This window comes from Mucilaginibacter frigoritolerans (assembly GCF_007830615.1).
GTDB lineage: Bacteria > Bacteroidota > Bacteroidia > Sphingobacteriales > Sphingobacteriaceae > Mucilaginibacter > Mucilaginibacter frigoritolerans.
In genome coordinates, this window is record NZ_VLLI01000008.1 from 270,712 (window position 1) to 297,282 (window position 26,571).

Sequence of the window (26,571 nt, forward strand, 5' to 3'; positions counted from 1 at the left end):
CTCTCCTGACAAACAATTTCCTGCTATACTGTTACTTTGAAACAGTGTTATCTATTTACTTGATCGTCATCCCGGTAAACAATGGCCGTTATGATGTTCATCCAAACCCATAAAACAATTTATACTGATGAAAAATAAAGTGTGGTTTATTACCGGATGCTCTACCGGTTTTGGCAGGGAACTGTCGCTCGAAGTTTTAAAAGCAGGCTATAAAGCCGTGGTTACGGCCCGCAAGGTTGAAGACATACAGGATATTGTTGACCAATACCCCGATACCACCCTTGCCCTTAAGCTGGATGTTACCAAACCCACCGAAGTGGATGATGCCGTTAAACAGGCCCTGAAGCATTTCAGCACTATTGATGTGCTGGTGAACAATGCCGGTATTGGCTATTTTGGTGCAATAGAAGAAAGTGAAGAAGATGAAGTAAGACGCATGTTTGAGATTAACTTTTGGGGACTTGCAGCCGTTACCAAGGCCGTATTGCCCACCATGCGTAAACAACGCAGCGGGCATATCCTCAATGTGGCTTCTATTGGCGGACTTGTGGGTTTCCCTGCGGTAGGCTTTTATAATGCTACCAAGTTTGCAGTTGATGGTTATTCGGATGCTTTATCAAAAGAGGTGGCACCGCTGGGCATTAAGGTAACAGTAATTTGTCCGAGTGGTTTCCGTACCGATTGGGCAGGCCGGTCGGCCAATAACAGCAAAATAGTGATTGATGATTACAAGGCCACTGCCGAAACCAACAAGAACAACATCCGCGGATACAATGGCAAACAGCCCGGCGATCCGGAGCGTGCTGCAAAAGCAATTGTAGCAGCTGTAGAGGCCGAACATCCGCCATTGCACCTGCTGCTGGGCAAAGCCGCCCTTAAAGGCGCCCGCAACAAGCTGGACATACTAAAGAAAGACTTTGACACCTGGGCCAACGTTACCGAAGGCGCCGATTTCCCGGAAGGGGAGTAGGTTTATTGGTATTAACCGCTTTGCTTTTGTCATCCTGAACGGAGTGAAGGATTTTCTTCGTATGATAAGTATATCGCATATTTTCCCAAAGAAGAAGATCCTTCGCATACACTCAGGATGACAATTTTAAATATTTTCTACCCCGCATTAATCCTTTTTAAATTAAATGCATCCAACATACAAACACCCGGTATTCAGGATGTTGACATTTAAAAGTTGAAGATTATGAAAAGGAAATATTTTGCATTTGCATTGATAATTGCCGCAATGATTTCAGTTACTTCAGGTTGTTATGTTGGATATGGTTATCCTCATCACCACCATTATTATCGCGGTTATTAATAAAAGATTTGATGTTTTGATAAAGCAGGTTTAATGTGAGGATGGTAAGGGCTCCGGGATTTTTCCGGGGCCCTTTTTTGACCGCTGATTTCCGTCCATCCGCTTTTTAAGCCGGTGTGTGATAGGAAATAACGGACAAAATTCTTCTCTCGTCATTGAAGCTGGGTTTTGTCCGCTTTTTCCGTTATGGGTCCGCCCAAAAACCAGACGGACAGACAAGTTGATCATCGCACAAAATATTTTCACTGCAAAGTTTTGATATTTTAATCCTTTTTGCTAAATTTGTTAGTATAGTATCGCACTAGTAAATCAACACATTTTCCGGGTAACACATTGCAAAGCAGTCCTTTACTATTAGGTAGTAAGTGGGTAAGGGTAGGGTGTTTTTAATTAAAGCGCTTAATTAAATTTTAATTGCAGTGGGAAAAATATTGATTTGCAGTTAATGATGAATAATGGTCAGTTATGATTGGTTTAATAAAGCATGCAGTGAAGCGCGATTAAAATGGATTGTTGTGGTTTTGAACCAATTGCCTGATAACCTAATACATTACCGCAATGCTTAACCTGCTTAATGTTGCATCAGCTATATTACCGGCTTGCGATTATTGATGAATACTTGCCTGTCTGTCCGTCCGGTTTTTAGGCTTGGGTAAAATGGACAAAGCGGACAAGCCAAAGCGTAATCCTTTTCTCAATGGATGATGATCTCATTTGTCCGGATTTTCCGATACTACCCTCTACTTATTTTCGGACGGACGGACAGACTACTAAACACCGCGCGTCATTGCGAGGAACGAAGCAATCTCTACGATGGACAATCAAGGGAACAGTATTATCTTTAATGATCTTATCCAACAAACCCTATCTCCATTGACTTACTAGCTTATAGATTGCTTCGTTCCTCGCAATGACGTGGCGGAGAGTTGGCACTGCGGCAACCCAAACACTACCGCTATGATTATCAATACTATGCCTAAATTGCTATCAGCTGTAAGTCAAAATCTTTCAAATCGAAAAAACTTCACTCAACCTCTTGAAAATCAAAAAATAAGTCTGTACCTTTGCAGTCCTTAAAATAAGGATAAAACAGTAAATACAAAAAAGGAAAAATGCCTACTATTCAGCAATTAGTTAGAAAAGGTAGAGTAGCTCTGGTTGACAAGAGTAAGTCGCCAGCGTTGGACAGCTGTCCACAGCGAAGAGGCGTGTGCACCCGTGTGTACACCACTACCCCTAAAAAACCAAACTCAGCAATGCGTAAAGTTGCCCGTGTGCGCTTAACCAATGGAAAAGAAGTTAACGCTTATATTCCAGGTGAAGGTCACAACTTACAGGAGCACTCTATCGTTTTGATCCGTGGAGGACGTGTTAAGGATTTACCAGGTGTACGTTACCACATCATCCGTGGTGCATTAGATACATCAGGTGTAGCCGGCCGTAACCAACGCCGTTCAAAATATGGTACTAAACGCCCTAAACCGGGTCAAGTAGCCGCAGCGCCAACAAAAGGTAAAAAGAAATAATTAAGGAGGATAGATAGCAATGAGAAAGTCAAAACCAAAAAAAAGAATCCTTCTTCCTGATCCAAAATTCAATGATATTTTGGTAACCAGGTTTGTAAACAATATGATGTATGATGGTAAAAAATCAACCGCATACGCTATATTTTATAACGCCGTTGAAATTGTTGAAAAGAAAACCAACGAAAACGGTTTAGATACCTGGAAAAAAGCGTTGAACAATGTAATGCCAGCTGTTGAAGTAAAAAGCCGTCGTGTAGGTGGTGCAAACTTCCAGGTGCCTACAGAGGTTCGTCCTGAGCGTAAAGTAGCTTTAGGTATGAAATGGTTAATCAGCTATGCCCGTCGTCGTGGAGAAAAAACCATGATGGAGAAATTGGCAGGTGAAATTATTTCAGCAGCTAAAGGTGAAGGTGCAGCAGTGAAGAAGAAAGAAGATACGCACAAAATGGCTGAAGCTAACAAAGCGTTCTCACATTTCCGTTTCTAAGAAAATTAGATTACACCGATTTAATAATACGATTACACCGATTATCTATGTTTACACGTTATAATCGGTGTAGTCATTAAATAATCAGAGCAATCAAAAAAAAGATAAGATGTCAAGAGATCTAAAATATACAAGAAATATAGGTATTGCCGCCCACATTGATGCCGGTAAAACTACCACTACCGAGCGTATCCTTTACTATTCTGGCGTTAGCCACAAAATAGGTGAGGTACACGAAGGTGCTGCAACGATGGACTGGATGGCTCAGGAGCAGGAGCGTGGTATCACCATTACCTCGGCTGCTACAACTGTAGGCTGGAAATACCGTGGCCATAACTACCACATTAACATTATTGATACCCCGGGACACGTGGATTTTACCGTAGAGGTAAACCGTTCATTACGTGTATTGGATGGTTTAGTATTCCTTTTTAGTGCTGTTGATGGTGTTGAGCCACAATCAGAAACTAACTGGAGGCTTGCCAATAACTATAACGTTGCCCGTATCGGTTTCGTAAATAAAATGGACCGTTCTGGTGCCGACTTTTTAAATGTTGTAAAACAGGTAAAAAGCATGTTAGGCAGCAACGCAGTGCCTTTACAGTTACCTATCGGTGCTGAAGAGAAATTTCAGGGTGTTGTTGACTTAATTAACTGGAGAGGTATCATCTGGAATGAGCATGATAAAGGTATGACCTTTACTGAAGTGCCTATCCCTGAGGATATGATTGAAGAAGCAACTGAGTGGAGAGAGAAATTGCTTGAATCAGTAGCTGATTATGATGAAACTTTAATGGAGAAATTCTTTGAAGCTCCAGAATCAATTACCGAACGCGAAATTCTTGACGCTTTACGTAAAGCTGTTTTGGATGCCAAAATCGTTCCTATGGTTTGTGGTTCATCATTCAAAAATAAAGGTGTACAAACCATGTTGGATTATGTGATGGAGCTATTGCCTTCGCCACTTGATGTTGACGGCATTGTTGGTACCAACCCTGATACAGGCGAAGAAATTGTTCGTCAGCCCTCAGAAAAAGAACCGTTTGCAGCTTTGGCATTTAAAATTGCAACCGATCCTTTCGTAGGTCGTTTGTGCTTTATCCGCGTATACTCAGGTAACCTGGAAGCTGGTTCATATGTACATAACATGCGTTCAGACAATAAAGAGCGTATCAGCCGTATATTCCAAATGCACGCTAACAAGCAAAATCCTATCCCTAACGTTGGGGCTGGTGATATTGCTGCGGTAGTAGGCTTTAAGGATATTAAAACAGGTGATACCCTTTGTGATGAAAAACACCCAATTGTTCTGGAATCAATGAATTTCCCTGAGCCGGTTATCGGTTTAGCTATTGAGCCTAAAACACAGGCCGACGTAGATAAATTAGGTATGGCGCTTGGTAAATTATCAGAAGAAGATCCAACCTTCCGTGTAAACTCTGACGAAGAAACCGGCCAAACTGTAATTTCAGGTATGGGCGAGCTTCACCTAGATATCATCATGGACCGCTTAAAACGTGAGTTTAAAGTAGAGGTTAACCAGGGTGCTCCGCAAGTTGCTTACAAAGAATCTATCACAGGTACTGTACAGCACCGCGAAACATACAAGAAACAAACCGGTGGTCGTGGTAAATTTGCCGACATACAGGTTGTGCTTTCACCAAATGACGAAGGTAAAGAAGGATTACAGTTTGTTAACGAAATTAGCGGTGGTTCAATCCCTCGTGAGTTTATCCCATCTGTTGAAAAAGGCTTCGCAGCTTCAATGGCAAATGGTGTGTTGGCAGGTTATCCTTTAACCAGCTTAAAAGTAAGGTTAATTGATGGTTCATTCCACGCAGTCGATTCAGATGCGCTATCTTTCGAGTTAGCTGCTAAGATGGCTTACCGCGAGGCATTACCAAAATGTAAACCAGTATTGCTTGAGCCGATCATGAAAATTGAGATCTTAACCCCTGAAGAAAACATGGGTGACGTTATCGGTGACATGAACCGTCGTCGTGGCCAGCTGTTAGGTATGGATTCACGGGCAGGTGCACAGGTTATTAAGGCAACTGTACCACTTTCAGAAATGTTTGGTTATGTAACTCAGTTACGTACCATCACTTCAGGTCGTGCTACTTCAACCATGGAGTTTGATCACTATGCTGAAGCACCACGTAACGTACAGGAAGAAGTTGTAGCCAAAGCAAGAGGCAAAAAAGCTGCTGCTAACGCATAATTAGAGATTAGTTGATTGAGTGAATAGTGAGTTGTTTTACTCGGTAACAACTCAATCAGCTTATTAATATAAAAACAAACAACTGCCCTAATAAATAGCTCTTAGGGTGGTTTTAACAAACAAAAAAATGAGCCAAAGAATCAGAATCAAACTAAAATCGTACGATTACAACCTGGTTGATAAATCAGCTGAGAAAATCGTAAAAACAGTAAAGCCGACAGGCGCTGTAGTTAGCGGACCGCTTCCGTTACCAACTGAAAAGAAAATCTTTACAGTATTACGTTCACCGCACGTGAACAAGAAAGCACGTGAGCAATTCCAATTATGCTCTTACAAGAGATTATTGGACATCTACAGTTCAAACTCAAAAACTGTTGATGCTTTAATGAAGCTTGAATTGCCAAGCGGTGTTGAAGTTGAGATCAAGGTGTGATAGTACCGGAAGATCAGATATTAAAGGCCATTCGTTTATTCGGATGGTCTTTTTTGTTTGTCCGCATTTGTCCGCCAATACCGCTTCTTAAAAGCGGACGGACGGAATTATGATAATAAAAAGCTAATAAACGCGTCATTACGAGGTACGAAGCAATCTCTACTCAGGACATTCACCAGCGCCTCATTACGTTATTGAACAAAATCTATCTCCATTGATCTGCACAGCTTATAGATTGCTTCATTCTTCGCAATGACGATGGATTTGTAAGCTTTTTCAATCGCTTTTTATTTATCCTGAATTTATTTCTTAGGTTTATCCAAAGCTCAATATATCCTGGTGAAAGCTATTAAAGTATTAAAAAACAATCTATCAACCGATATAACCACTATCCCCGAAATAGTTAAGGATAACCATTTTCCTTCGCTGGATGGCTTGCGGGCAGTTGCTATAATGCTGGTGATACTATACCACTTTGGAGCGAATCACTTTTTACGGCCATTCCATATCCTTATTAATGGGGATACCGGCGTTAACCTGTTTTTTGTGATTAGCGGATTTCTAATAACCACGCTACTACTTAAAGGGAAGATGGCCCACGGACAAATCTCTTTAAAACGCTTTTACCTGCGCAGGGCTTTAAGGGTTATCCCGGCGGCGTACCTGTTTTTGTTGGTGATGATCTTGCTGAACGCCATTTATAAATTCGGAATTACCGGAAGATCGTTTGCCGCTGCTTTTTTGTTTTATAAGAACTTTCCTTACCAGGAAGAACCTTTCCTTGGGCATTTTTGGACACTGGCTGCCGAGGCACAGTTTTACCTGTTTTTTCCTTTATTATTATCGCTGAATACTAAATGGTATACCGTAGTGCTTTCGGTAATAGTTATTGCTGTTCCCTTTATATCCATTTTAGGTTTTTATCATGTACATTTTTTATTTGGTAACGCATTTATAAAACAGGCTACACAAATTATAATGTATTCGTTTTGGAAAGGGCCTTTTATTATTCTGATAGGATCACTGGCGGCAGTCCTTTTATTTAAAGGGATAATCGACATAAAAAATAACAAGTATAGCTATTTGTTAAGCTTTTTACTGCTGGCAACAGCGCTGATGATCAGTTCAAAATCATTTGTGTTTTATACGCCCTATGTATGCGAGTTGGGCTCTGCTGTACTGTTTGTATGGGTTATCTTGCTCAATTTAGACAAACCCAATTTTTTGTCCACCATATTGCAAAGCAGAGTGATGACTAAAATAGGTGTTTTGTCGTACAGCTTATACCTATGGCAACAACCTTTTATAGGCAACCATGTTTGGCAACCCTGGCTAAGCGCATTTGCAGGATGTTCTCAGGCAACATTATTAGCAGTAAAGCTGCTCATGGTGTTTGCCCTGGCTTTGGCGTCTTATTACCTTGTTGAACGGATGTTTCTAAAACTAAAGTTGAAATATGAATAGCTGAGTTAAAGCTTTACGCGTTTCCGCGCAGCTCATCCAGCTTATTACGCTCGGTTTGCAATTCGCGGGCAAGCTTTTTCTCTTTTTCGTTAGCCTTGGTTTTGTATGCTTTAAACTCGTCTTCCAGCTCATTATAAAGCTTTATGCGGTATTGGGCCTCACGACTGTGACTTCCCGAACGTAAAATGATAACGCCTGTAATAGCAGCACATACCAATACCAAACCAAGCATAGTAAGGGTATAAGTAGATTTATCAACAGACATACCTAATACATCAATATGGCTGTTGGATGAGCTATAGTTTTGATCTTTCCCGGTAATTTCGTTGTTTAAACTATCAATAGTTTTCTTTTGCAGTTTTAGCCTGTTGTCGGCACTGTATAGTTTTTGCTTGCCGGCATTAATGGTATCAATTACACTTTTCCAAAAAGTGGCAACAAACGGTTGCTGATAATGGTAAACTTTAGTGAGCAGGAATTGATATTGACCGTTAAGGCTTTTATCAACCAATACGGGGAGCACAGGAGCGGTGTCATGTTTTATAGGTTGACCGGCTGGAGCAGTAGCGGGTGGTACAACAACTTTTTGAGGATAGCTTTTAACCTTTGGTTCAGGTTGTACAGGTGTTTCTTTTTTAGTACTGTCCTGGGCATAACTGAATAGGGTAATGCAGCAAATAAATAGAGCTATAAGTGTGGTCCTCAGCATAAAAAAACCTGATTTAGAAGTAAAATTAATATTTAGATGTGAAATTTTAAACATGCTCCTGATATAAATGGGGGTAATATATGTATTTAGAATTAGCGGAATATGCATCTACGATTAAATGAACATTTGTTTTAGTTAATTGTTTACGTATTTCAGCCGCAGATGTTCCATCAATTATCTCGTATCTAAGTAATATATTAGCACCATGAATATAGGTATTATTGGCCTTGGCGATATGGGACGCCTTTATGCCAAAACTTTTGCGGCTGCCGGTTATCCCGTTTATGGATGCGATCTGCCTGCTAACCGCAATAAACTGGAAGAAGAACTTGCTCCATACAATATAAAAATTATGGACAATGGGATGGATATTTCCCGCATCTGTGATTTGATTATTTATTCGGTAGAGGCAGACCGCCTGGCACAGGTAGTTGCCGAGTGCGGTTCATCAACCAAATATGGCGCTATAGTAGCGGGACAAACTTCTGTAAAAACACCCGAGATTGAGATTTTTGAAAAGCATCTGCCAGCAGATACGCAGATCATTACTTTCCATGCCATGCATGGCCCGGGATTTCAGCCTAAAGGGCAAAAACTGATATTAATAAAGCACCGTGCAGGTGATGAAGCCTACAAACGTATGCTCGACCTGTTTACCGCTATAGAAACCGATATTGTAGAGATTGCCGATTTCCATGAGCATGATAAAATTGTTGCCGATACACAGGCTGTAACCCACGTAGGTTTTGAAAGCATGGGTACCGCCTGGAAAGAAGCAGGTTTTTTCCCCTGGGAAAACGCTTCGTATGTAGGGGGGATTGATAATGTTAAAATTTTAACTACCCTGCGTATCTTTAGTTATAAGGCACACGTTTATGCCGGTTTAGCTATCCTTAATCCTTATGCAAGGCAGCAGGTAAAGCGTTATGCAGTATCAGAGTCTGAATTATTTAAGCTGATGATAAAGGAGGAGGAAGATGCTTTCAGGGCTAGGCTTTATCGAGCCCGTGACTTTGTTTTTCACGAAAGCCGTAAGCCCATTATGCTGAATGATACTGTGATGAGGGAATTTTCTCTCTCGCAAAAGCCCGAATTACAAAAACCGAATTCGCATTTAAGTATTTTAAGCATGGTTGATGCCTGGTACCATTTGGGCGTAAATCCTTATGATAATCTCATTTGCCAAACACCACCTTTCCGCCTGCGCCTGGGTATTGCCGAATATCTGTTTAAGAATGAAGAGCTGCTGGAAGAATCAATCAAAACAGCGCTATACGATAAAACCATCAGGGGGGATGATTTGGAATTTCACTCAGCAGTAAGAGAATGGTCGGCTATTATTGGTTATGGCGATATGGAAGGATACAAAAAGCATTTTAACGAGGTACAATCCTTTTTTAAAGGCAGGCTTGAAGAGGGAAACAAACAAAGCGCCGAACTGATCAGAAGGCTGATGATGGAGTAGTTGGATTTTGGATTTGAAAAGATAAAAGCCTGTTTAAGCATCAAACTTAAACAGGCTTTATACATAGTTTAACTTTATTTTTTTACTGCGACGTTTTTATGAGCGTTGTCCATGCCGTCTTTTACACCATTGTGGTAAATGTCTTTACAAATATCATAGCAGATAGGCCCTAATACCATAGCTGCCAAAATGATCACCGTGTTTTTTTTAACTTTCATATGCGATTTTATTTAATGGGTTATTAGTTCTTTGTGTTAGGTAATGTAAAGTGATCATCAGCAGAGAATAGCGTCCATGGGTAGGCTTTCATGTCTCTCAGATATTTACCCTGGGTTTTAAAATACTCCGGATGTTTTTTGAAGAACGGGCCTGCTAAAAAGTCTGCACCACCCGGGTGACCCATGTGTGCCCACATTTCCATTTTGTTCACCATATCGCTGGTGGTTACTTTCCCTTGCACAGCACCCATCGGGTAGTAAGGAGCTTCATTCCATTCGGCACAGCCTGCAGCATCTTCTTCTACGTGACCATCTATTACATGGCGGTTAAGAGCTGTTTTGTGTTCAACAGCATCATAGGTATCACCCTCAATCTTTTTACCTGCCGTGTCGGTAATTTTACCTTTATAATCAGCAACCAGTTTCTCCAGCCTTACCTTACGGGCATTTGGCGAACTGTTTTTGTTATTTACATCAAATGTCGTTTCGTCCTTAATCAATTTAGGATCGCTCGGGAAATTCGAGCCAATAAACGCAGTATCTTTTGAACGCCATACCCTAAAATCTTTTAAACCAAGCTCCAGTTTAGCCACTTCGTTGGTTTTGGTATCACCAATCAGCCAGTCGTTAGCATAACCACCATTATTTTGGGTAGTCATAATTTTCACTACATCGTCAATGCTTTTGCTATACTGAGCAGCTTTGCGGGCGCGGGTAAATTCAGGTGTTTGGGTAGTATCAAAACCTTTAAACTGGGTTATAGTGGTTTCAGTAATCATTACACCACTTTTGTTTTCAACAAAGTCATCACCGCTATGGATAAATCCGGGGGCACAGTCCATTAAAATTTCATAGCCTTTTGCTGGTTTTATATCTGCAATTACGTTCCATCTTTCGCCCTCAATATAATCTGTCCAGTTATTATGGCCCATCACAATTTTATGATCTTTAGTAAAGCTTCCTGTAGCAATAAAAGCACTGCAATTACCAGGGGCGCGGTTATCGCCACTGCCTGGCTTTGCCTTATTCATTAAAGCAGGCACGTAGTATTGAGATAGTTCGATATTGGCATTTAAAGCCGTAACATCAAGCGAGTCATACTTAAAACCTTTGGCTTGTAAACCTTCGGCAATACCTTTTATTTCATCCTGGTATTCTTTATCTATTTTATTCCATAAAAACCTTTTGGAGGCTGCACGGTAAAAGGCCCAATCCTTTTTGCTGGTGGTAGGCAAATAATACTGCATCACTTTTATTAAAGTATCAATTTCATTAGCTACAAGATAGCCATGCTGGTAACCGATATCAGCAGGCGATCCGGCAAGGTGCACATATATCCAACCGTTTTTATCCTGCCGGGTTGCATTGCCCATGCGGTTATGGGGGGTGGTACTTGTTGATGAGGTGCTGTCTGATGTTATAGTGGTACTAGTAGATGTTTTTTGTTTACATCCAAACAATGCCGATCCCATAACAATTACAACGAGAGCTTTGGTGATTACTTTCATTACTTTTTACAGATTAAATTAACAGATGGCTCAATTTAATGAAAAAATTATAAAAAAAGCAAAATTTAGCAGTTGTCAATGTGATATTGTGAAATAAATGCGCTTAAGGCCTTATGTTTTAACAAAAAGGAAAATGGTGAGCTTGAATACTATCAAGCTATTTGAATATTTGTCTTGATAGGTTGCCATTTTGATAATTGGCCATGATAATGCTGTTATTACTTACTGGACCGGGTATTTTTCTGGTTATATTGAGTTTTATAAAATTAAAGGACTGATGCCATTGACGATGAAATTTTATAAGACCTAATAGACTAGTCGGCGTTTAAAAGTATAATCATTGCAAATAAGCCGTTAAATTGAGCTTTTACTTAATGTTTTGGTGTGCAGTTATATAGGCCTACACGGCTCTGAACCAATTAATTCAGTCAAAAAACTTTTTTTTAATAATTTATGAAAAAATAACTCATTAACTATTTGACAATTAATCTGAAATGTCTATCTTTGCCGTCCCTTTACGGGGGATAATATGTCTTGAACGAAGCCCTACTGCTTCGATGGGCAAAAAAAAATAAAGAAAATGTCAGGAATAATTGGTAAAAAGGTAGGAATGACCAGCATTTTCGATGAAACAGGGAAAAACATACCCTGCACGGTAATCGAAGCTGGCCCTTGTGTTGTAACACAGATCAGATCTGTTGATACAGATGGATATGCAGCTGTTCAGTTGGCATATGGTGAGCAAAAAGAAAAACACACTACAGCCCCTTTAAAAGGTCACTTCCAAAAAGCCGGTGTTACACCAAAACGTAAGCTGGTTGAATTCAAAACTTTCGAGGACGAAAAAGCATTAGGTGACACTGTTACCGTTGAGATTTTCGAAATCGGTGATTTTGTGGATGTTGTTGGTACCTCAAAAGGTAAAGGCTTTCAGGGTGTGGTAAAACGTCACGGTTTCGGCGGTGTGGGTATGCAAACTCACGGTCAGCATAACCGTTTACGTGCGCCAGGTTCGTTAGGTGCTTCATCATGGCCTTCACGTGTATTTAAAGGTATGCGTATGGCGGGTCAAATGGGTAACGAGCGTGTTAAGGTTCAAAACTTACAGGTAGTTAAAGTATTTGCTGAGCAGAATCTGTTAGTAGTTAAAGGTTCCATCCCAGGAGCTAAGGGTTCATTCGTAATAGTGGATAAATAAGATGGAAGTTAACGTATTAAATGTATCAGGTAAAGAAACAGGTGCCAAGGTGCAACTTCCTGAATCCGTATTCGGTATTGAGCCAAACGATCACGCTATCTATCTTGATGTTAAGCAGTTTTTAGCTAACCAACGTCAGGGTACACACAAGTCAAAACAGCGTAACGAAATTGCAGGTTCAACCCGCAAATTATATAAGCAAAAAGGTACCGGTGGTGCCCGTGCTGGTAGCATCAAATCCCCATTGTTTAATGGTGGTGGCCGTGTATTCGGTCCGCAACCACGCGATTACAGCTTTAAATTGAATAAAAAATTAAAAGCTTTAGCACGTAAATCAGCTTTATCATACAAAGCACAAGATAACAACATAGTAGTATTGGAAGATTTCAGTTTCGACTCAATCAAAACCAAAAACTATGTTCAGCTTACAGCCGATCTTAATGTTACTGATGTGAAAACATTATTAGTATTAGGTGCTGCAAATAACAATGTGTATTTATCAAGCAGAAACCTGAAAAAAACTAAGGTAATTACTGCCGATCAGTTAAACACTTATGACGTGTTAAACGCAGGCAAGTTAATCTTAACTTCAGGAGCTCTTAAAACTTTGGAGGAAGCATTAGCTAAGTAATTATGGAAATTTTAAAGAAACCCTTACTTACTGAAAAAGTAGCTCAACTAACCGAGAAGCTTAATCGTTATGCTTTCAAAGTTGATCACAGAGCTAACAAAGTTCAGATAAAAGGCGCTATTGAAGCGATGTATGGTGTTAACGTGAAAGCCGTAAACACAATGAAATACGTTGGTAAACTAAAGACGCGTAATACTAAGGCAGGTGCCGTTTCTGGCCGCGCTGCAACTTACAAAAAAGCGATCATTACGTTGAAAGACGGAGAAACAATAGATTTTTACAGCGGTATATAAATAAAGAGATGGCAGTTAAAAGATTTAAACCGGTCACTCCGGGTACCCGCTTCCGCATAGACACTTCTACGTCGGATATTACAACAAACGTTCCTGAAAAATCGTTGGTTGTTTCGGCTAACACAAGATCAGGCGGACGTAACAACAGCGGTAAAATGACCATGCGCTATATGGGTGGTGGCCATAAACAAGCTTACAGGTTAATTGATTTCAAACGCAATAAATTTGATATCCCTGCAAAAGTAGCAACTATCGAGTATGATCCTAACCGTTCTGCACGTATAGCACTGTTACACTTTGTTGACGGAGAAAAAAGATATATGATCGCTCCTGAAGGATTAACCGTAGGAATGGTTGTAGTATCAGGCGAGAATGCAGCTCCTGAAATTGGTAATACGTTACCATTAAAGAGCATCCCTCTTGGTTCTATCATCCATAACATCGAGTTAAACCCTGGTCAGGGTGGTACTATAGCACGCAGTGCAGGTACTTACGCCCAGCTATCAGCACGTGATGGTAAATATGCCATCATCAAATTGCCATCAGGCGAAACACGTATGATTTTGTCAACTTGCTTGGCAACTATCGGTACCGTTTCAAATGGTGAAAAAGCTAACGCCGTATTAGGTAAAGCTGGTCGCAATCGCTGGTTAGGCCGCAGACCAAGAGTTCGTGGTGTTGCCATGAACCCGGTAGATCACCCTATGGGTGGTGGTGAAGGAAGGGCCTCAGGTGGTCATCCACGTTCACGTAAAGGTTTATTGGCTAAAGGCTATAAAACTCGTGACAAAAAGAAATCATCGGATCGTTATATCATTGAAAGAAGGAAAAAATAATGGCTCGTTCAATTAAAAAAGGACCTTACATCGATCATAACTTAGACAAGAAAGTTATGGTGCTGAATGATTCAAACAAGAAATCTGTTGTAAAAACATGGTCAAGACGTTCCATGATCTCTCCGGATTTCGTTGGTCATACATTCGCAGTACACAACGGTAATAAATTTATCCCAGTGTACGTAACAGAAAACATGGTTGGACACAAGCTGGGAGAGTTTGCACCAACCCGTACATTCCGTGGTCACGCAGAAAAGAAAAAATAAGGCATGGAAGCAACAACTAAAATCAAAAAGTCTGTATTAATCAGGCAACAAAAAGAAGCTGCGAAAGCCCAGGTTGGTGGCGCTTCTATTGCCAAATTACAGGACTGCCCAACTTCACCACGTAAAATGCGTTTGGTGGTTGATTTAATCCGCGGTGTGAACGTTGAGAAAGCGTTATACATCCTTAAATTCACAAACAAGGAAGCTGCAATACGTGTAGAGAAACTTTTGTTATCAGCCATCAAAAACTGGGAAGCAAAAAATGAAGACAAACGTGTCGAAGATAGCAACCTTTATGTAAAAGAGGTTTCAGTAGGCGGTGGTCGTCAGTTAAAAAGGTTACGCCCTGCTCCGCAAGGAAGAGGATACCGTATCCGCAAACGCTCAAACCACGTACACCTGATCGTAGATAGTAAAAACGATAACAATTAATTTGAAATGGGACAGAAAGCACATCCAATAGGTAACAGATTAGGAATCATCAGAGGTTGGGATTCTAATTGGTTCGGTGGCAATCACTATGCCGACAAATTAGTTGAAGATGAAAAGATCCGTAAGTATCTTTCAGCTCGTATCTCAAAAGGTGGCGTATCGAAAATAGTTATCGAGCGTACTTTAAAACGTATCACTGTAACTATCCACACTGCCCGTCCGGGTATCGTTATCGGTAAAGGCGGTCAGGAAGTTGATAAGATCAAAGAAGAGCTAAAAAAACTAACTAAAAAGGAAGTTCAGATCAATATATTCGAGATCAAACGCCCTGAACTTGATGCACAATTAGTTGCAGAAGGCATAGCAAAACAGTTAGAAGCACGTATTTCATTCCGTCGTGCCATGAAAACCACTATTGCTTCAACCATGAGAATGGGTGCTGAAGGAATTAAGGTAATGACTTCAGGCCGTTTAGGTGGTGCTGAAATGGCTCGTACTGAACAATATAAAGAAGGAAGAATTCCTCTACATACTTTCCGTGCCGATATTGATTACGCACTAGCAGAAGCATTAACTACTTATGGTAAAATAGGTGTTAAAGTTTGGATCTGCAAAGGCGAAGTTTATGGCAAACGCGACTTGTCACCAAACATTGGTGGTACTAGCTCAGCCAGCGGTAAAGGCGGACGCCCTGAAGGCGCGGCAGCATTTGGCGGTCGTGGCAATGAAAGAGGCGGCGAGCGTGGCGGTGAACGCAGAGGCGACCGTAAACCAGGTGGCGACCGTAGAGGTGGTCCGGGTGCAGGCGCTCCAGGTGCAAATCGCGGCGGTGGCAACAATCGTCCGGGAGGACAAGGTGGTGGTCAGAATCGCGGTGGCGGAAATCGCCCGGGCGGCCCAGGAAAGAGATAATAAATAGAGTAGAAAAAATATATCGCGAGATATAAAAGCTTAAGAAAATGCTACAGCCAAAAAGAACGAAGTTCAGAAAGATGCAAAAAGGCAAAATGAAAGGCAACGCCAGTCGTGGCGCTGAGCTTTCATTCGGATCTTTCGGTATAAAATCACTCGAGCCGGCCTGGATCACCAGCCGTCAGATCGAAGCTGCACGTATTGCTGTTACACGTTTTATGAAACGTGAAGGACAGGTATGGATCAGAATATTCCCTGATAAACCTGTAACTAAAAAACCAGCTGAAGTACGTATGGGTAAAGGTAAAGGTGCTCCTGAATACTGGGTAGCGGTAGTTCGCCCCGGAAGGATCATCTTCGAAGCAGAAGGTGTACCGTTAGAAACAGCTAAAGAGGCATTACGCCTGGCAGCACAAAAGTTACCTGTGCAAACAAGATTTATAGTACGTAGAGATTACGTAGAAGCATAAATAAAAAAGTTAGCGGTTTTGAGTTTGCAGTTATCAGTTGGATAAAGCGTGCTTGAAACTAAAAACTCAAAAAACTAATAAAGAAAATGAAAAACTCAGAAATTTTAGAGTTGTCAACTGAAGAATTGGTTGCCAGGATAGGCGAGGAAAGAACAAATCTTACCAAACTGAAATTTGCGCACGCGGTTTCTGCTATTGAAAACCCTACCCGTATTACAAAAGTACGTAAGGACATCGCTCGTTTAAATACTGAATTAACAAAGCGCAAAGCGGCGTCAGCTTCTGAATAATTTTTAAACGTCGATAGAAATGGAAAGAAATTTAAGAAAAACACGTACCGGCCTGGTAGTTAGCAATAAGATGGAAAAGTCTATTGTTGTTGCGGTAGAAAGGAAAGTAAAACACCCTATCTATGGTAAGTTCGTTAAGAAAACTACCAAATTTATGGCTCATGATGAAGCCAATACTTGTGGAATAGGCGATACCGTATTGATTATGGAAACCCGCCCGCTTAGCAAAAACAAAAACTGGAGATTAGTTCAAATTTTAGAAAGGGCTAAATAAGATGGTACAACAGGAATCAAGATTAAACGTAGCCGATAACAGTGGCGCTAAAGAAGTTTTAGTGATCCGTGTTTTGGGTGGTACCGGTAAAAGGTATGCATCAATTGGCGATAAGATAGTAGTTACCGTAAAGAGCGCTCTGCCATCAGGCAACGTTAAAAAAGGTACCGTTTCAAAAGCTGTAGTGGTTAGAACTAAGAAAGAGATTCGCAGGAAAGATGGTTCATATATCCGTTTTGATGACAATGCCGCGGTTTTGTTAAACAACCAGGATGAGCCAAGAGGCACACGTATCTTTGGCCCTGTTGCAAGAGAATTACGTGAGAAACAATTTATGAAAATTGTATCATTAGCACCGGAGGTATTGTAACATGGAAAAGAAAAAACACGAACAACCTGCCAAATTGAAGATCAAAAAAGGTGATCTGGTAAAGGTTATAGCCGGCGATTCAAAAGGATCTGAAGGTAAAATATTAGAGGTTATTTTAGATAAAGGCCGCGCTATTGTTGAAGGTGCCAATATGGTATCAAAACACACCAAGCCTAATGCAGCATCACCTAACGGTGGCATTGTAAAACAAGAAGCTGCTATACACATTTCTAACCTGATGCTGGTTGATCCTAAATCAGGAAAACCAACCCGCGTTGGCCGTAAAAGAAATGAAGCTGGTAAATTAGTTCGAATTGCAAAAATATCAGGAGAGGAAATTAAGTAATGGAATACGTACCAAGATTAAAAACAAAGTATAAGGACGAAATTCGTACCGCACTGAAAGATAAATTTCAGTATAAAAGCGTTATGCAGGTTCCTAAACTTGAGAAAATCGCTATCAACCAGGGTGTTGGTGGTGCTACTACTGATAAAAAACTGATTGAAAGTACAATTACTGAATTGACTACTATTACTGGTCAGCAGGCTGTTTCTTCAAAATCTAAAAAAGATATTTCAAACTTTAAGTTACGTAAAAATATGCCTATCGGCGTACGTGTTACACTGCGTGACAATACTATGTATGAATTTCTTGACCGTTTAATTGCTGTGGCTTTACCACGTATCCGCGATTTCAAAGGTATCAACGATAAAGGTTTTGACGGACGAGGAAACTATACATTAGGTGTATCAGAGCAAATTATATTCCCTGAGATTAATATCGATAAGATTAACAAAATTCAGGGTATGGATATTACCTTTGTTACCTCTGCAACAAATGATGTTGAAGCATTAGAGTTGTTGAAACAATTTGGATTACCATTTAAAAATCAAAATAATAATGGCTAAAGAAGGTGTAAAAGCACGTGAATTAAAACGCGCTAAATTAGTAGCTAAATACGCTGAAAAAAGAGCGGCCCTTAAAGAAGCAGGTGATTACGCAGCTTTGGATAAATTACCAAAAGCAGCATCACCGGTTAAATTACACAATCGTTGTAAATTAACAGGCCGTCCTCGTGGTTACATGCGTCAATTCGGTATTTCACGTGTTACATTCCGTGAAATGGCTCTTGATGGCAAGATTCCAGGAGTAAAGAAAGCAAGCTGGTAATTTGAATTCGGATTTCTTTCGCCTTTGGTGAATAGAAATTTGAATTTTAGAAGAAAAAATAAATTCGAAATAAGGAATCTATAAGACGGAATAAATCCGAAAGCGAACTTCCGAAATTCGAAATGAAGATTAACCGATAGAAGGTCCTGAAAGGGAAACCACTATCATAAAACAATAAAATGAATACAGATCCAATCGCAGATTATCTTACAAGAGTAAGGAATGCTATTAAGGCCAACCATCGGGTTGTTGAAATTCCTGCATCAAATCTGAAGAAGGAAATCACTAAGGTGCTTTTCGACAAAGGTTACATTGCCAATTTTAAGTTTGAAGACAATGGTCCTCAAGGTACTATTAAGGTAGCTTTGAAATACCATCCGATAACTAAAATTTCTGCTATACGCAGCATCTCACGCATAAGTAAACCAGGTTTGAGGAAATACGCAGGCATGGATAATATGCCAAGAGTATTAAATGGTTTAGGTATCGCCATCCTGTCAACTTCTAAAGGTGTAATGACCGATAAAGAAGCTCGTCAGCAAAATGTTGGTGGTGAGGTTTTATGCTACGTTTATTAATAGGAGGAAATTAAACAATGTCAAGAGTAGGAAAGTTACCTATCGCACTACCGGCAGGAGTTACCATTACGGTATCAGCAGAAAATGTTGTTACTGTAAAAGGCCCTAAAGGTGAATTGCACCAGGCGGTTGACAGTGATATCACTGTTGAACAAGAAGAAGGAAATTTAATTGTAAAACGCCCTTCTGAGCAAAAACGCCACAAAGCATTACACGGTTTATATCGTGCATTAATAAATAACATGGTTGTAGGTGTAACCACTGGTTACAAAGTAGAGCAGGAATTAGTGGGTGTAGGTTACCGCGCAACCAATACAGGTAATACGTTAGATTTAGTGTTGGGTTATTCTCACCACTACGTATTTGAATTACCACAAGAAATTAAGGTTTCAACAACTGCTGAAAAGGGTAAAAACCCTACCATTATTCTGGAGTCAATTGATAAACAACTTATTGGTCAGGTAGCTGCGAAAATTCGTTCGTTACGTGCACCAGAGCCTTACAAAGGTAAAGGTATCAAGTTTGTTGGCGAAGTATTGAGAAGAAAAGCAGGTAAATCAGCATCTAAAAAATAATCGTCATGGGAGCTAAATTATCAAGAAGAGACAGAATTAAGAAGGGAATCAGAAAACGTCTTTCAGGTTCTTCGGCACGTCCGCGTCTGTCAGTATACAGGAGTAATAAAGGAATTTACGCGCAGATCATTGACGATGTAAGTGGCAAAACAATAGTATCAGCATCATCTTTATCAAAAGATTTTAATGCAGAAAAAGGTACTAAAATTGATCAGTCAGTTGCCGTTGGTAAACTGGTTGCTGAAAAAGCAATTGCTGCAGGTATTAAAGATGTGGTTTTCGACAGGAACGGTTATTTGTACCATGGTCGTGTTAAATCACTGGCTGATGGTGCACGTGAAGGTGGTTTAAACTTTTAATCGAAAAGAGAAATGTCAACAATCAACATAAAAAGAGTAAAAACAAGCGAGATCGAATTAAAAGACCGCTTGGTAAGCATACAGCGTGTAGCCAAAGTAACCAAAGGTGGCCGTACATTCAGTTTCTCTGCCATTGTGGTAGTAGGTGACGAAAACGGTGTTGTAGGTTACGGTTTAGGTAAAGCTAAAGAGGTTACTGAAGCAATTGCTAAAGGCATTGATGATGCAAAAAAGAACCTGGTAAAAGTGCCTATTATTAACGGTACTGTACCTCACGAGCAAATTGGCAAGTTTTCAGGTGGTTTTGTTTTCATAAAACCAGCTGCTAACGGTACCGGTGTAATTGCTGGTGGTGCAATGCGTGCTGTACTTGAGTCAGCAGGTATCCACAACGTATTGGCAAAATCAAAAGGTTCATCAAACCCGCACAACGTGGTTAAGGCAACTGTATCAGCATTATCACAATTACGTGATGCTTATACTGTAGCACAGCACCGCGGCGTTAATTTAGGTAAAGTATTTAACGGATAATCAGCGATGGCAAAAATCAAGATAACCCAGATTAAAAGCGTGATCGACAGAAGTGAGCGCCAAAAACGTACGGTTGAGGCCCTGGGCTTAAAAAAGATCAACCACAGTGTAGAAGTTGAAGCCACTGCAGCAATAGTAGGTATGGTTAAAAAAGTTAATCACCTGGTAGCTGTAGAAAATATTTAATATCATGAATTTAAGTAATCTTAAACCTGCAAAAGGTTCTACTAAAAATAGAAAAAGAATTGGCCGTGGTACAGGTTCTGGCCGTGGCGGAACATCAACCCGTGGTCATAAAGGCGCAGGTTCACGTTCAGGTACCAGCACTAAAGTTGGTTTTGAAGGTGGTCAGATGCCTTTACAGCGCCGTGTGCCTAAGGTTGGATTTAAAAATCCTAACCGTGTAGAGTACGTAGGTGTTAACCTTGATGTTCTTCAGAAATTGGTTGAGCAATATTCAATTGCTTCAGTTGATTTTGATACATTGAAAGAACATGGTTTGGCTTCAAGAAACGATCTTGTTAAAATTTTAGGTCGTGGTGAACTGACTGCCAAATTAGACGTTAAAGCACACGCGTTTACTGCTACAGCGCAAAAAGCAATTGAGGCAGCCGGGGGTACAATAGTTAAGCTATAATTTTCGATGAAGAAATTTTTCACCACATTATCCAATATCTGGAAAATCGAAGACTTAAGAGTGCGTATTACTAACACACTCTTATTTCTTTTAATATATCGTGTAGGTACATTCGTGGTATTGCCCGGTGTTAATCCTGCGTCGCTGAATAATAAACAACAGGCCGAAGGTATTGCCGGTTTATTGAATATGTTTGCAGGAGGCGCGTTCTCACACGCCTCAATTTTTGCATTGGGCGTAATGCCATATATCTCGGCGTCTATCGTGGTGCAATTATTGGGTATTGCGGTACCATATTTCGCTAAACTTCAAAAAGAAGGCGAAAGTGGCCGTAATAAACTAAACCAATGGACCCGTTACCTAACCATAGGTATCACAGCATTGCAAGCCATCGGTTACCTAAAATCACAGATAACTGCTGAACAAATGGAAATTGCTAATCCATACTTCACTATTTTAAATATGTGCGTGTTAACTGCAGGTACCATGTTTATTATGTGGTTGGGTGAGAAAATTACAGATAAAGGTATTGGTAATGGTATTTCATTGATCATTATGGTGGGAATTATTGCTGCTTTACCAGGTGCATTCCTGAGTGAGTTTACCTCACGTAATGCCGGTGCCGGTGGTTTAGTTACCTTCCTTGTTGAAATTGTGGCACTTGTTGGTGTGGTAATGTTTACCATACTAATAGTACAGGGTACCCGCAAAATTGCTGTTCAATACGCAAAACGTATTGTAGGTAATAAACAATATGGTGGCGTTCGTCAGTATATTCCTTTAAAGGTGAATGCTGCGGGTGTAATGCCAATTATATTTGCTCAGGCGTTAATGTTTATTCCTGCAACTATAGCGCAATTTTTCCCTAAAGCAGCTTCAAACAGTGTTTTAATGGCATTGTCTGATTATACTTCATGGGGACATAACTTACTGTTTGCTATATTAATCATCCTGTTCACTTATTTCTATACAGCTATTACAGTTAATCCTAACCAAATGGCTGAGGATATGAAAAAGAACGGAGGATTTATACCGGGTGTTAAACCAGGCAAAACTACTGCTGATTATATTGATGCAGTAATTTCAAGAATTACATTACCAGGTTCAATTTTCCTTGCCATAATAGCTATTATCCCGGCGTTAGCAAGTATGGTACACGTTACCAGTGCTTTTGCCAGATTCTTTGGTGGTACTTCATTAATCATTCTTGTAGGTGTTGTTATTGATACCTTACAGCAGATTGAAAGTCATTTATTGATGCGTCATTATGATGGTTTAATGAAAACCGGAAGAATTAAGGGCCGTACAGCTATTCCTTCGGCAGATGGAACAAGTCAGCCTGTTATCTGATAAATTTAAAACATGTCAAAGATCCATTATAAGTCTGTCGAAGAGATAGAGCTCATAAGAGAAAGTTCTTTACTTGTTTCCAAAACACTTGGGGAGATAGCAAAAGTTATACGCCCTGGAATAAAAACAATTGAATTAAACAAACTTGCAGAAACCTTTATCCGTGATAACGGCGGTATTCCTGCATTTTTAAATTACCACGGCTTCCCTTATTCATTGTGTATATCAATGAATGATCAGGTTGTACATGGTTTCCCTGGCGACAGGGAGCTTATTGATGGTGATTTAGTGTCGGTAGATTGTGGTGTGGAGTTAAATAAGTATATCGGCGATTCTGCTTACACTTTTGCTATTGGCGAAGTAAGTGAGGAGGTGAAAAAGCTGATGCGCGTTACTATAGAGTGCCTGGACTTTGGTGTTCAGAAAGCAGTAACAGGTAATCGTATTGGTGATATAGGATATGCAGTGCAGGAGCATGCTGAAAAGAATGGTTTTGGCGTAGTGAAAGAGTTAGTTGGTCATGGTGTAGGTATACATCTGCATGAAAAGCCCGAAGTTCCTAACTATGGCAAGCGCGGATCAGGTATTAAACTGGAAGAAGGCATGGTGATTGCGATTGAGCCAATGATCAATGCCGGTAAAGCCAGGGTAAAGTTTTGGGATGATGGCTGGACAGTATCAACTGTTGATAGTAAACCATCAGCTCATTATGAGCATACAGTGGCTATCAGGAAGGGAAAACCTGATGTTTTATCGACTTTTGAATATGTCGATAATGTTTTAAAAGAAAAAAATAATAATTAAAATATTTTTATTAATTTTGCATCCCGGTTTTGGGGTGGATAATTAAGTAATAATCAATAAAATATGGCTAAACAATCATCGATTGAGCAAGACGGAACAATTCGGGAAGCATTGTCAAATGCAATGTTTAGGGTTGAACTTGAAAATGGTCATGAGATTATTGCGCATATTTCAGGTAAAATGCGGATGCACTACATTAAAATATTACCTGGCGACAGGGTAAAATTGGAAATGAGTCCGTACGATTTAACAAAAGGAAGAATAACCTACAGATATAAATAATTAAAGCGATGAAAGTTAGAGCATCAATTAAAAAACGCAGTGTTGATTGCAAAATCATCCGCCGCAACGGGAAACTTTACGTAATCAACAAAAAGAATCCTAAATATAAACAACGCCAAGGGTAAATAATTAATGAATTAATGATTTATTGATTTACTGAATATTTGACAGTAAAACCTCAATAATTCAATAATTCGATCAATCAATAAATATAAAATATGGCAAGGATATCAGGTATTGATTTACCAAAAAATAAAAGAGGAGAGATCGGGCTTACTTATATCTTCGGAATCGGCCGCTCAACAGCTCAAAGAATTTTGACTGAGGCTGGTATTGATTTCAATACAAAGGTACAAGACTGGAACGATGAGCAATTAGCTACCATCCGTGGTATAATTAACGATCAGATAAAGGTTGAAGGTTCATTGCGTTCAGAAGTTCAGCTTAACATTAAGCGTTTAATGGATATAGGTTGCTATCGTGGTACCCGTCATCGTAAAGGTTTACCTCTACGTGGTCAGCGTACTAAAAACAACTCTCGTACCCGTAAAGGAAAACGTAAAACAGTTGCTAACAAAAAGAAAGCTACTAAATAGTAATTGATTAGTGGTTGGAGAGCAGAGATTAATTGAAGCTTTCAGATCATTAGGAACAAATTAAAAATAGTTATACGGGTCCGGTTATTTATTAACCCAGTAATTCGTAAACTCAATAATTAAGAAAATGGCTAAAAGCAAAAAAGTAACCAAAAAGCGTGTTGTAATTGTTGAGCCTGTTGGCGAAGCACACATCAATGCTACTTTCAACAACATCATCATCACCCTTACTAACAAAACAGGTCAGGCTATTTCATGGTCGTCTGCTGGTAAAATGGGTTTTAAAGGTTCAAAAAAGAACACTCCTTACGCTGCATCACAAGCTGCTGCCGATTGCGGTAAAGTTGCTTATGATTTAGGCTTACGCAAAGCTGAAGTGTTTGTAAAAGGCCCTGGTGCTGGTCGTGAGTCTGCTATCCGTACTTTGCAAACTGCAGGTATTGAGGTTACTACCATAAAAGATATTACACCGCTTCCGCACAACGGTTGCCGTCCTTCAAAAAGAAGAAGAGTTTAATTAACAGATTTTTTAAAGCTAAGATTCAGCGGCTGCGGGCTGCTTGATACTTTAAGAACAACAAACAATGGCTAGATATACAGGTCCAAAATCAAAAATTGCGCGCCGTTTCCGTGAACCAATCTTCGGTCCGGATAAAGCGTTAGAAAGAAAAAACTATCCACCGGGAATGCATGGCGCTTCTAAAAGAAGAGGAAAGCAATCAGAGTATTCAACCCAGTTGATGGAAAAACAGAAAGTTAAATACACTTATGGTGTGTTGGAACGTCAGTTCGAAAACTTATTTCACCGTGCTTCAGCAAAAGAAGGTATTACAGGTGAAAACTTGTTAAAATTCTTAGAAGCTCGTTTGGATAATGCAGTATACCGTTTAGGTATCTCTCCAACACGTTCAGGTGCACGTCAGTTAGTAGGCCACAAACACATTACTGTTAATGGTGAAGTTGTAAATATTGCATCTTATACATTGAAAGCTGGTGATGTTATCGCGGTTCGCGAAAAATCAAAAACACTTGAAGCAATTACACACTCGGTAGCTGGTAGAAAAATAAACAAACACAGCTGGCTGGAATGGGATGCTGCCAATTTAACAGGTAAATTCCTAAACTATCCAAACCGCGATGAGATTCCTGAAAACATCAAGGAAAACCTTATCGTCGAGTTGTACTCAAAATAAGATATGAGATTTTAGATATGAGATTTGGATTTGTACCAAATCTCATATCTGATTTTATACTAAAAGCAAAAAGAAGGAAGATTTTAGATATACAGTATAAAATGAGGAGCATAAAAATAGCTGCTCATCTTATAGCTCACCTCTCAAATCTATTATTAAATAAACAATAAATAAAGGATATAAATGGCAATTTTAGCATTTCAAAAACCAGACAAGGTTATCATGCAGAAATCAACTGATTTTGATGGCACGTTTGAGTTTCGTCCGTTAGAACCAGGCTTCGGTGTAACCATTGGTAATGCTCTGCGTCGTATCTTACTTTCTTCACTTGAAGGTTATGCGATCACTTCAGTTCGTTTCTCAGGAGTGATGCATGAGTTTTCAACCATCAAAGGTGTTGTTGAAGACGTTACAGAAATTATACTTAACCTTAAACAAGTTAGGTTTAAAAAAACAGGTGAATCTGGCGATAGCGAAAAAATATTTGTGATCATTAATGGCCAGGACGCTTTCAAAGCTGGTGATATCACCAAATTCTCTAATAACTTTAGTGTTTTAAATCCTGATCTTGTTATTTGTAACATGGATTCATCAGTAACGCTTGAAATTGAGCTTACTGTTAATAAGGGTCGTGGTTACGTTGCAAGCGAAGAAAATAAAAACCCTGACGCTAACGTAGGTGTAATAGCTATCGATTCTATCTACACACCTATTAAAAACGTTAAATATACTATTGAAAACTATCGTGTAGAACAAAAAACAGATTATGAAAAATTAGTTCTGGACATTACTACTGATGGTTCAATTCACCCTGAAGATGCACTTAAAGAAGCGGCTAAGATTCTTATCCAACACTTTATGTTGTTCAGCGATGAAAACATGATGCTTGAAGCTCAGGCTAAAGAAGAAACTAAAGAAGTTGATGAAGAAATCCTGCACATGCGCAAGATTCTTAAAACAGAATTAGTTGATCTTGACCTTTCTGTACGTGCACTAAACTGCCTTAAAGCTGCTGATATCCGTAGCCTGGCTGATTTGGTTTCGTACGATGTTGCCGATATGCTTAAGTTCAGAAACTTTGGTAAAAAATCGTTAACTGAAATTCAGGATTTAGTTAAATCAAAAGGTTTATCTTTTGGTATGAACTTATCTAAATTTAAGTTAGACGAAGAATAATATA

General features: G+C 39.8%; 39 protein-coding genes. 35 read left to right on the forward strand and 4 right to left on the reverse strand.

Going from position 1 to position 26,571, the window contains the following annotated elements:
* Positions 1 to 127 precede the first annotated feature (127 nt).
* From JN11_RS14940 to rpsJ, 5 genes are all read left to right on the forward strand, one after another.
* Positions 128 to 970 carry an oxidoreductase gene (locus tag JN11_RS14940; protein WP_144913830.1) on the forward strand — a complete coding sequence of 281 codons (843 nt, stop codon included), beginning with the start codon at positions 128 to 130 and terminating at the stop codon, positions 968 to 970.
* 1,454 nt (positions 971 to 2,424) lie between these two features.
* The gene (gene rpsL / locus JN11_RS14945; RefSeq protein WP_073405808.1) at positions 2,425 to 2,838 is read left to right on the forward strand and encodes a 30S ribosomal protein S12; all 414 of its coding nucleotides are present in this window, start codon (positions 2,425 to 2,427) and stop codon (positions 2,836 to 2,838) included.
* Between the two features lie 19 nt (positions 2,839 to 2,857).
* On the forward strand, positions 2,858 to 3,325 hold the full coding sequence (gene rpsG / locus JN11_RS14950) for a 30S ribosomal protein S7 (protein ID WP_144913831.1): 468 nt from the start codon (positions 2,858 to 2,860) through the stop codon (positions 3,323 to 3,325).
* Between the two features lie 109 nt (positions 3,326 to 3,434).
* Positions 3,435 to 5,546: an elongation factor G gene (gene fusA, locus JN11_RS14955; protein WP_144913832.1), complete on the forward strand. Its 2,112-nt coding sequence runs from the start codon at positions 3,435 to 3,437 to the stop codon at positions 5,544 to 5,546.
* Positions 5,547 to 5,673: 127 nt separating this feature from the next.
* A complete protein-coding gene (gene rpsJ / locus JN11_RS14960) occupies positions 5,674 to 5,979 on the forward strand; it encodes a 30S ribosomal protein S10 (RefSeq protein WP_022830652.1) in 306 nt (101 codons plus the stop codon).
* A 13-nt stretch (positions 5,980 to 5,992) separates the two neighbouring features.
* Here rpsJ and JN11_RS24850 read toward each other — a convergent pair whose 3' ends face one another.
* Positions 5,993 to 6,118, reverse strand: a complete 126-nt coding sequence (locus JN11_RS24850; RefSeq protein WP_262713285.1) for a hypothetical protein — start codon at positions 6,116 to 6,118, stop codon at positions 5,993 to 5,995.
* A 200-nt stretch (positions 6,119 to 6,318) separates the two neighbouring features.
* On the opposite strand from JN11_RS24850, the gene JN11_RS14965 reads away from it, so the two are divergent.
* Positions 6,319 to 7,443, forward strand: coding sequence for an acyltransferase family protein (locus tag JN11_RS14965; protein WP_144913833.1), 1,125 nt, complete (start codon positions 6,319 to 6,321; stop codon positions 7,441 to 7,443).
* A gap of 13 nt (positions 7,444 to 7,456) precedes the next feature.
* On the opposite strand, the gene JN11_RS14970 is transcribed toward JN11_RS14965, so the two are convergent.
* Positions 7,457 to 8,152, reverse strand: coding sequence for a hypothetical protein (locus JN11_RS14970; protein WP_144913834.1), 696 nt, complete (start codon positions 8,150 to 8,152; stop codon positions 7,457 to 7,459).
* 205 nt (positions 8,153 to 8,357) lie between these two features.
* On the opposite strand from JN11_RS14970, the gene JN11_RS14975 reads away from it, so the two are divergent.
* Positions 8,358 to 9,617 carry a prephenate dehydrogenase gene (locus JN11_RS14975; protein WP_144913835.1) on the forward strand — a complete coding sequence of 420 codons (1,260 nt, stop codon included), beginning with the start codon at positions 8,358 to 8,360 and terminating at the stop codon, positions 9,615 to 9,617.
* Positions 9,618 to 9,691: 74 nt separating this feature from the next.
* On the opposite strand, the gene JN11_RS24450 is transcribed toward JN11_RS14975, so the two are convergent.
* Positions 9,692 to 9,835 (reverse strand): hypothetical protein, encoded by a 144-nt coding sequence (locus tag JN11_RS24450; protein WP_170227760.1) that lies wholly within the window; start codon positions 9,833 to 9,835, stop codon positions 9,692 to 9,694.
* A 23-nt stretch (positions 9,836 to 9,858) separates the two neighbouring features.
* On the reverse strand, positions 9,859 to 11,343 hold the full coding sequence (locus JN11_RS14980; RefSeq protein WP_144913836.1) for a C45 family autoproteolytic acyltransferase/hydolase: 1,485 nt from the start codon (positions 11,341 to 11,343) through the stop codon (positions 9,859 to 9,861).
* A gap of 580 nt (positions 11,344 to 11,923) precedes the next feature.
* Between JN11_RS14980 and rplC the strand changes: the two genes are divergently transcribed.
* The 28 genes from rplC (at position 11,924) to JN11_RS15120 (ending at position 26,567) form a co-directional block, all read left to right on the forward strand.
* On the forward strand, positions 11,924 to 12,541 hold the full coding sequence (gene rplC / locus JN11_RS14985; RefSeq protein WP_144913837.1) for a 50S ribosomal protein L3: 618 nt from the start codon (positions 11,924 to 11,926) through the stop codon (positions 12,539 to 12,541).
* 1 nt (position 12,542) lies between these two features.
* The gene (rplD, locus tag JN11_RS14990) at positions 12,543 to 13,172 is read left to right on the forward strand and encodes a 50S ribosomal protein L4 (RefSeq protein ID WP_144913838.1); all 630 of its coding nucleotides are present in this window, start codon (positions 12,543 to 12,545) and stop codon (positions 13,170 to 13,172) included.
* Positions 13,173 to 13,174: 2 nt separating this feature from the next.
* On the forward strand, positions 13,175 to 13,465 hold the full coding sequence (gene rplW / locus JN11_RS14995; RefSeq protein ID WP_144913839.1) for a 50S ribosomal protein L23: 291 nt from the start codon (positions 13,175 to 13,177) through the stop codon (positions 13,463 to 13,465).
* Between the two features lie 8 nt (positions 13,466 to 13,473).
* Positions 13,474 to 14,301, forward strand: coding sequence for a 50S ribosomal protein L2 (rplB, locus tag JN11_RS15000; RefSeq protein WP_144913840.1), 828 nt, complete (start codon positions 13,474 to 13,476; stop codon positions 14,299 to 14,301).
* Entirely contained in the window at positions 14,301 to 14,567 is a 267-nt protein-coding gene (gene rpsS / locus JN11_RS15005; RefSeq protein WP_094572255.1) for a 30S ribosomal protein S19, read from the forward strand. Before rplB ends, rpsS begins: the two co-directional genes overlap by 1 nt.
* A 3-nt stretch (positions 14,568 to 14,570) precedes the next feature.
* Positions 14,571 to 14,999 carry a 50S ribosomal protein L22 gene (gene rplV / locus JN11_RS15010; protein WP_144913842.1) on the forward strand — a complete coding sequence of 143 codons (429 nt, stop codon included), beginning with the start codon at positions 14,571 to 14,573 and terminating at the stop codon, positions 14,997 to 14,999.
* Between the two features lie 6 nt (positions 15,000 to 15,005).
* Positions 15,006 to 15,911: a 30S ribosomal protein S3 gene (rpsC, locus tag JN11_RS15015; protein ID WP_144913844.1), complete on the forward strand. Its 906-nt coding sequence runs from the start codon at positions 15,006 to 15,008 to the stop codon at positions 15,909 to 15,911.
* A 47-nt stretch (positions 15,912 to 15,958) separates the two neighbouring features.
* Positions 15,959 to 16,381, forward strand: coding sequence for a 50S ribosomal protein L16 (gene rplP, locus JN11_RS15020; RefSeq protein WP_091376362.1), 423 nt, complete (start codon positions 15,959 to 15,961; stop codon positions 16,379 to 16,381).
* Between the two features lie 86 nt (positions 16,382 to 16,467).
* The gene (gene rpmC / locus JN11_RS15025) at positions 16,468 to 16,671 is read left to right on the forward strand and encodes a 50S ribosomal protein L29 (protein WP_144913846.1); all 204 of its coding nucleotides are present in this window, start codon (positions 16,468 to 16,470) and stop codon (positions 16,669 to 16,671) included.
* Positions 16,672 to 16,690: 19 nt separating this feature from the next.
* On the forward strand, positions 16,691 to 16,945 hold the full coding sequence (gene rpsQ / locus JN11_RS15030) for a 30S ribosomal protein S17 (RefSeq protein WP_100342673.1): 255 nt from the start codon (positions 16,691 to 16,693) through the stop codon (positions 16,943 to 16,945).
* Position 16,946: 1 nt separating this feature from the next.
* Positions 16,947 to 17,315 (forward strand): 50S ribosomal protein L14, encoded by a 369-nt coding sequence (rplN, locus tag JN11_RS15035; RefSeq protein WP_073405786.1) that lies wholly within the window; start codon positions 16,947 to 16,949, stop codon positions 17,313 to 17,315.
* 1 nt (position 17,316) lies between these two features.
* Positions 17,317 to 17,661, forward strand: a complete 345-nt coding sequence (rplX, locus tag JN11_RS15040; protein ID WP_144913848.1) for a 50S ribosomal protein L24 — start codon at positions 17,317 to 17,319, stop codon at positions 17,659 to 17,661.
* Positions 17,661 to 18,224 (forward strand): 50S ribosomal protein L5, encoded by a 564-nt coding sequence (rplE, locus tag JN11_RS15045; RefSeq protein WP_144913850.1) that lies wholly within the window; start codon positions 17,661 to 17,663, stop codon positions 18,222 to 18,224. The genes rplX and rplE overlap by 1 nt, the downstream gene beginning before the upstream one ends.
* Positions 18,217 to 18,486 (forward strand): 30S ribosomal protein S14, encoded by a 270-nt coding sequence (rpsN, locus tag JN11_RS15050; protein ID WP_144913852.1) that lies wholly within the window; start codon positions 18,217 to 18,219, stop codon positions 18,484 to 18,486. The genes rplE and rpsN overlap by 8 nt, the downstream gene beginning before the upstream one ends.
* Before the next feature lie 179 nt (positions 18,487 to 18,665).
* Positions 18,666 to 19,064 (forward strand): 30S ribosomal protein S8, encoded by a 399-nt coding sequence (rpsH, locus tag JN11_RS15055; RefSeq protein WP_144913854.1) that lies wholly within the window; start codon positions 18,666 to 18,668, stop codon positions 19,062 to 19,064.
* Between the two features lie 17 nt (positions 19,065 to 19,081).
* Positions 19,082 to 19,639 carry a 50S ribosomal protein L6 gene (rplF, locus tag JN11_RS15060; protein ID WP_144913856.1) on the forward strand — a complete coding sequence of 186 codons (558 nt, stop codon included), beginning with the start codon at positions 19,082 to 19,084 and terminating at the stop codon, positions 19,637 to 19,639.
* Positions 19,640 to 19,644: 5 nt separating this feature from the next.
* Positions 19,645 to 19,998, forward strand: coding sequence for a 50S ribosomal protein L18 (gene rplR, locus JN11_RS15065; RefSeq protein ID WP_144913857.1), 354 nt, complete (start codon positions 19,645 to 19,647; stop codon positions 19,996 to 19,998).
* 12 nt (positions 19,999 to 20,010) lie between these two features.
* Positions 20,011 to 20,529, forward strand: coding sequence for a 30S ribosomal protein S5 (gene rpsE, locus JN11_RS15070; protein WP_144913859.1), 519 nt, complete (start codon positions 20,011 to 20,013; stop codon positions 20,527 to 20,529).
* A gap of 6 nt (positions 20,530 to 20,535) precedes the next feature.
* The gene (gene rpmD / locus JN11_RS15075; protein WP_144913860.1) at positions 20,536 to 20,715 is read left to right on the forward strand and encodes a 50S ribosomal protein L30; all 180 of its coding nucleotides are present in this window, start codon (positions 20,536 to 20,538) and stop codon (positions 20,713 to 20,715) included.
* Between the two features lie 4 nt (positions 20,716 to 20,719).
* Positions 20,720 to 21,166, forward strand: coding sequence for a 50S ribosomal protein L15 (gene rplO / locus JN11_RS15080; protein WP_144913862.1), 447 nt, complete (start codon positions 20,720 to 20,722; stop codon positions 21,164 to 21,166).
* A 6-nt stretch (positions 21,167 to 21,172) separates the two neighbouring features.
* Positions 21,173 to 22,516 carry a preprotein translocase subunit SecY gene (gene secY, locus JN11_RS15085; RefSeq protein ID WP_144913864.1) on the forward strand — a complete coding sequence of 448 codons (1,344 nt, stop codon included), beginning with the start codon at positions 21,173 to 21,175 and terminating at the stop codon, positions 22,514 to 22,516.
* A gap of 12 nt (positions 22,517 to 22,528) precedes the next feature.
* Positions 22,529 to 23,320, forward strand: coding sequence for a type I methionyl aminopeptidase (map, locus tag JN11_RS15090; RefSeq protein ID WP_144913865.1), 792 nt, complete (start codon positions 22,529 to 22,531; stop codon positions 23,318 to 23,320).
* 63 nt (positions 23,321 to 23,383) lie between these two features.
* Positions 23,384 to 23,602 (forward strand): translation initiation factor IF-1, encoded by a 219-nt coding sequence (gene infA, locus JN11_RS15095; RefSeq protein WP_022833270.1) that lies wholly within the window; start codon positions 23,384 to 23,386, stop codon positions 23,600 to 23,602.
* An 8-nt stretch (positions 23,603 to 23,610) separates the two neighbouring features.
* Positions 23,611 to 23,727: a 50S ribosomal protein L36 gene (gene rpmJ, locus JN11_RS15100; RefSeq protein WP_073405774.1), complete on the forward strand. Its 117-nt coding sequence runs from the start codon at positions 23,611 to 23,613 to the stop codon at positions 23,725 to 23,727.
* 93 nt (positions 23,728 to 23,820) lie between these two features.
* Positions 23,821 to 24,198 carry a 30S ribosomal protein S13 gene (rpsM, locus tag JN11_RS15105; protein ID WP_094572241.1) on the forward strand — a complete coding sequence of 126 codons (378 nt, stop codon included), beginning with the start codon at positions 23,821 to 23,823 and terminating at the stop codon, positions 24,196 to 24,198.
* A gap of 127 nt (positions 24,199 to 24,325) precedes the next feature.
* Positions 24,326 to 24,715 carry a 30S ribosomal protein S11 gene (gene rpsK / locus JN11_RS15110; protein ID WP_144913867.1) on the forward strand — a complete coding sequence of 130 codons (390 nt, stop codon included), beginning with the start codon at positions 24,326 to 24,328 and terminating at the stop codon, positions 24,713 to 24,715.
* 67 nt (positions 24,716 to 24,782) lie between these two features.
* Positions 24,783 to 25,391: a 30S ribosomal protein S4 gene (gene rpsD / locus JN11_RS15115; protein WP_144913869.1), complete on the forward strand. Its 609-nt coding sequence runs from the start codon at positions 24,783 to 24,785 to the stop codon at positions 25,389 to 25,391.
* A gap of 183 nt (positions 25,392 to 25,574) precedes the next feature.
* On the forward strand, positions 25,575 to 26,567 hold the full coding sequence (locus JN11_RS15120) for a DNA-directed RNA polymerase subunit alpha (protein ID WP_144913870.1): 993 nt from the start codon (positions 25,575 to 25,577) through the stop codon (positions 26,565 to 26,567).
* The last annotated feature ends 4 nt before the right edge of the window (positions 26,568 to 26,571 follow it).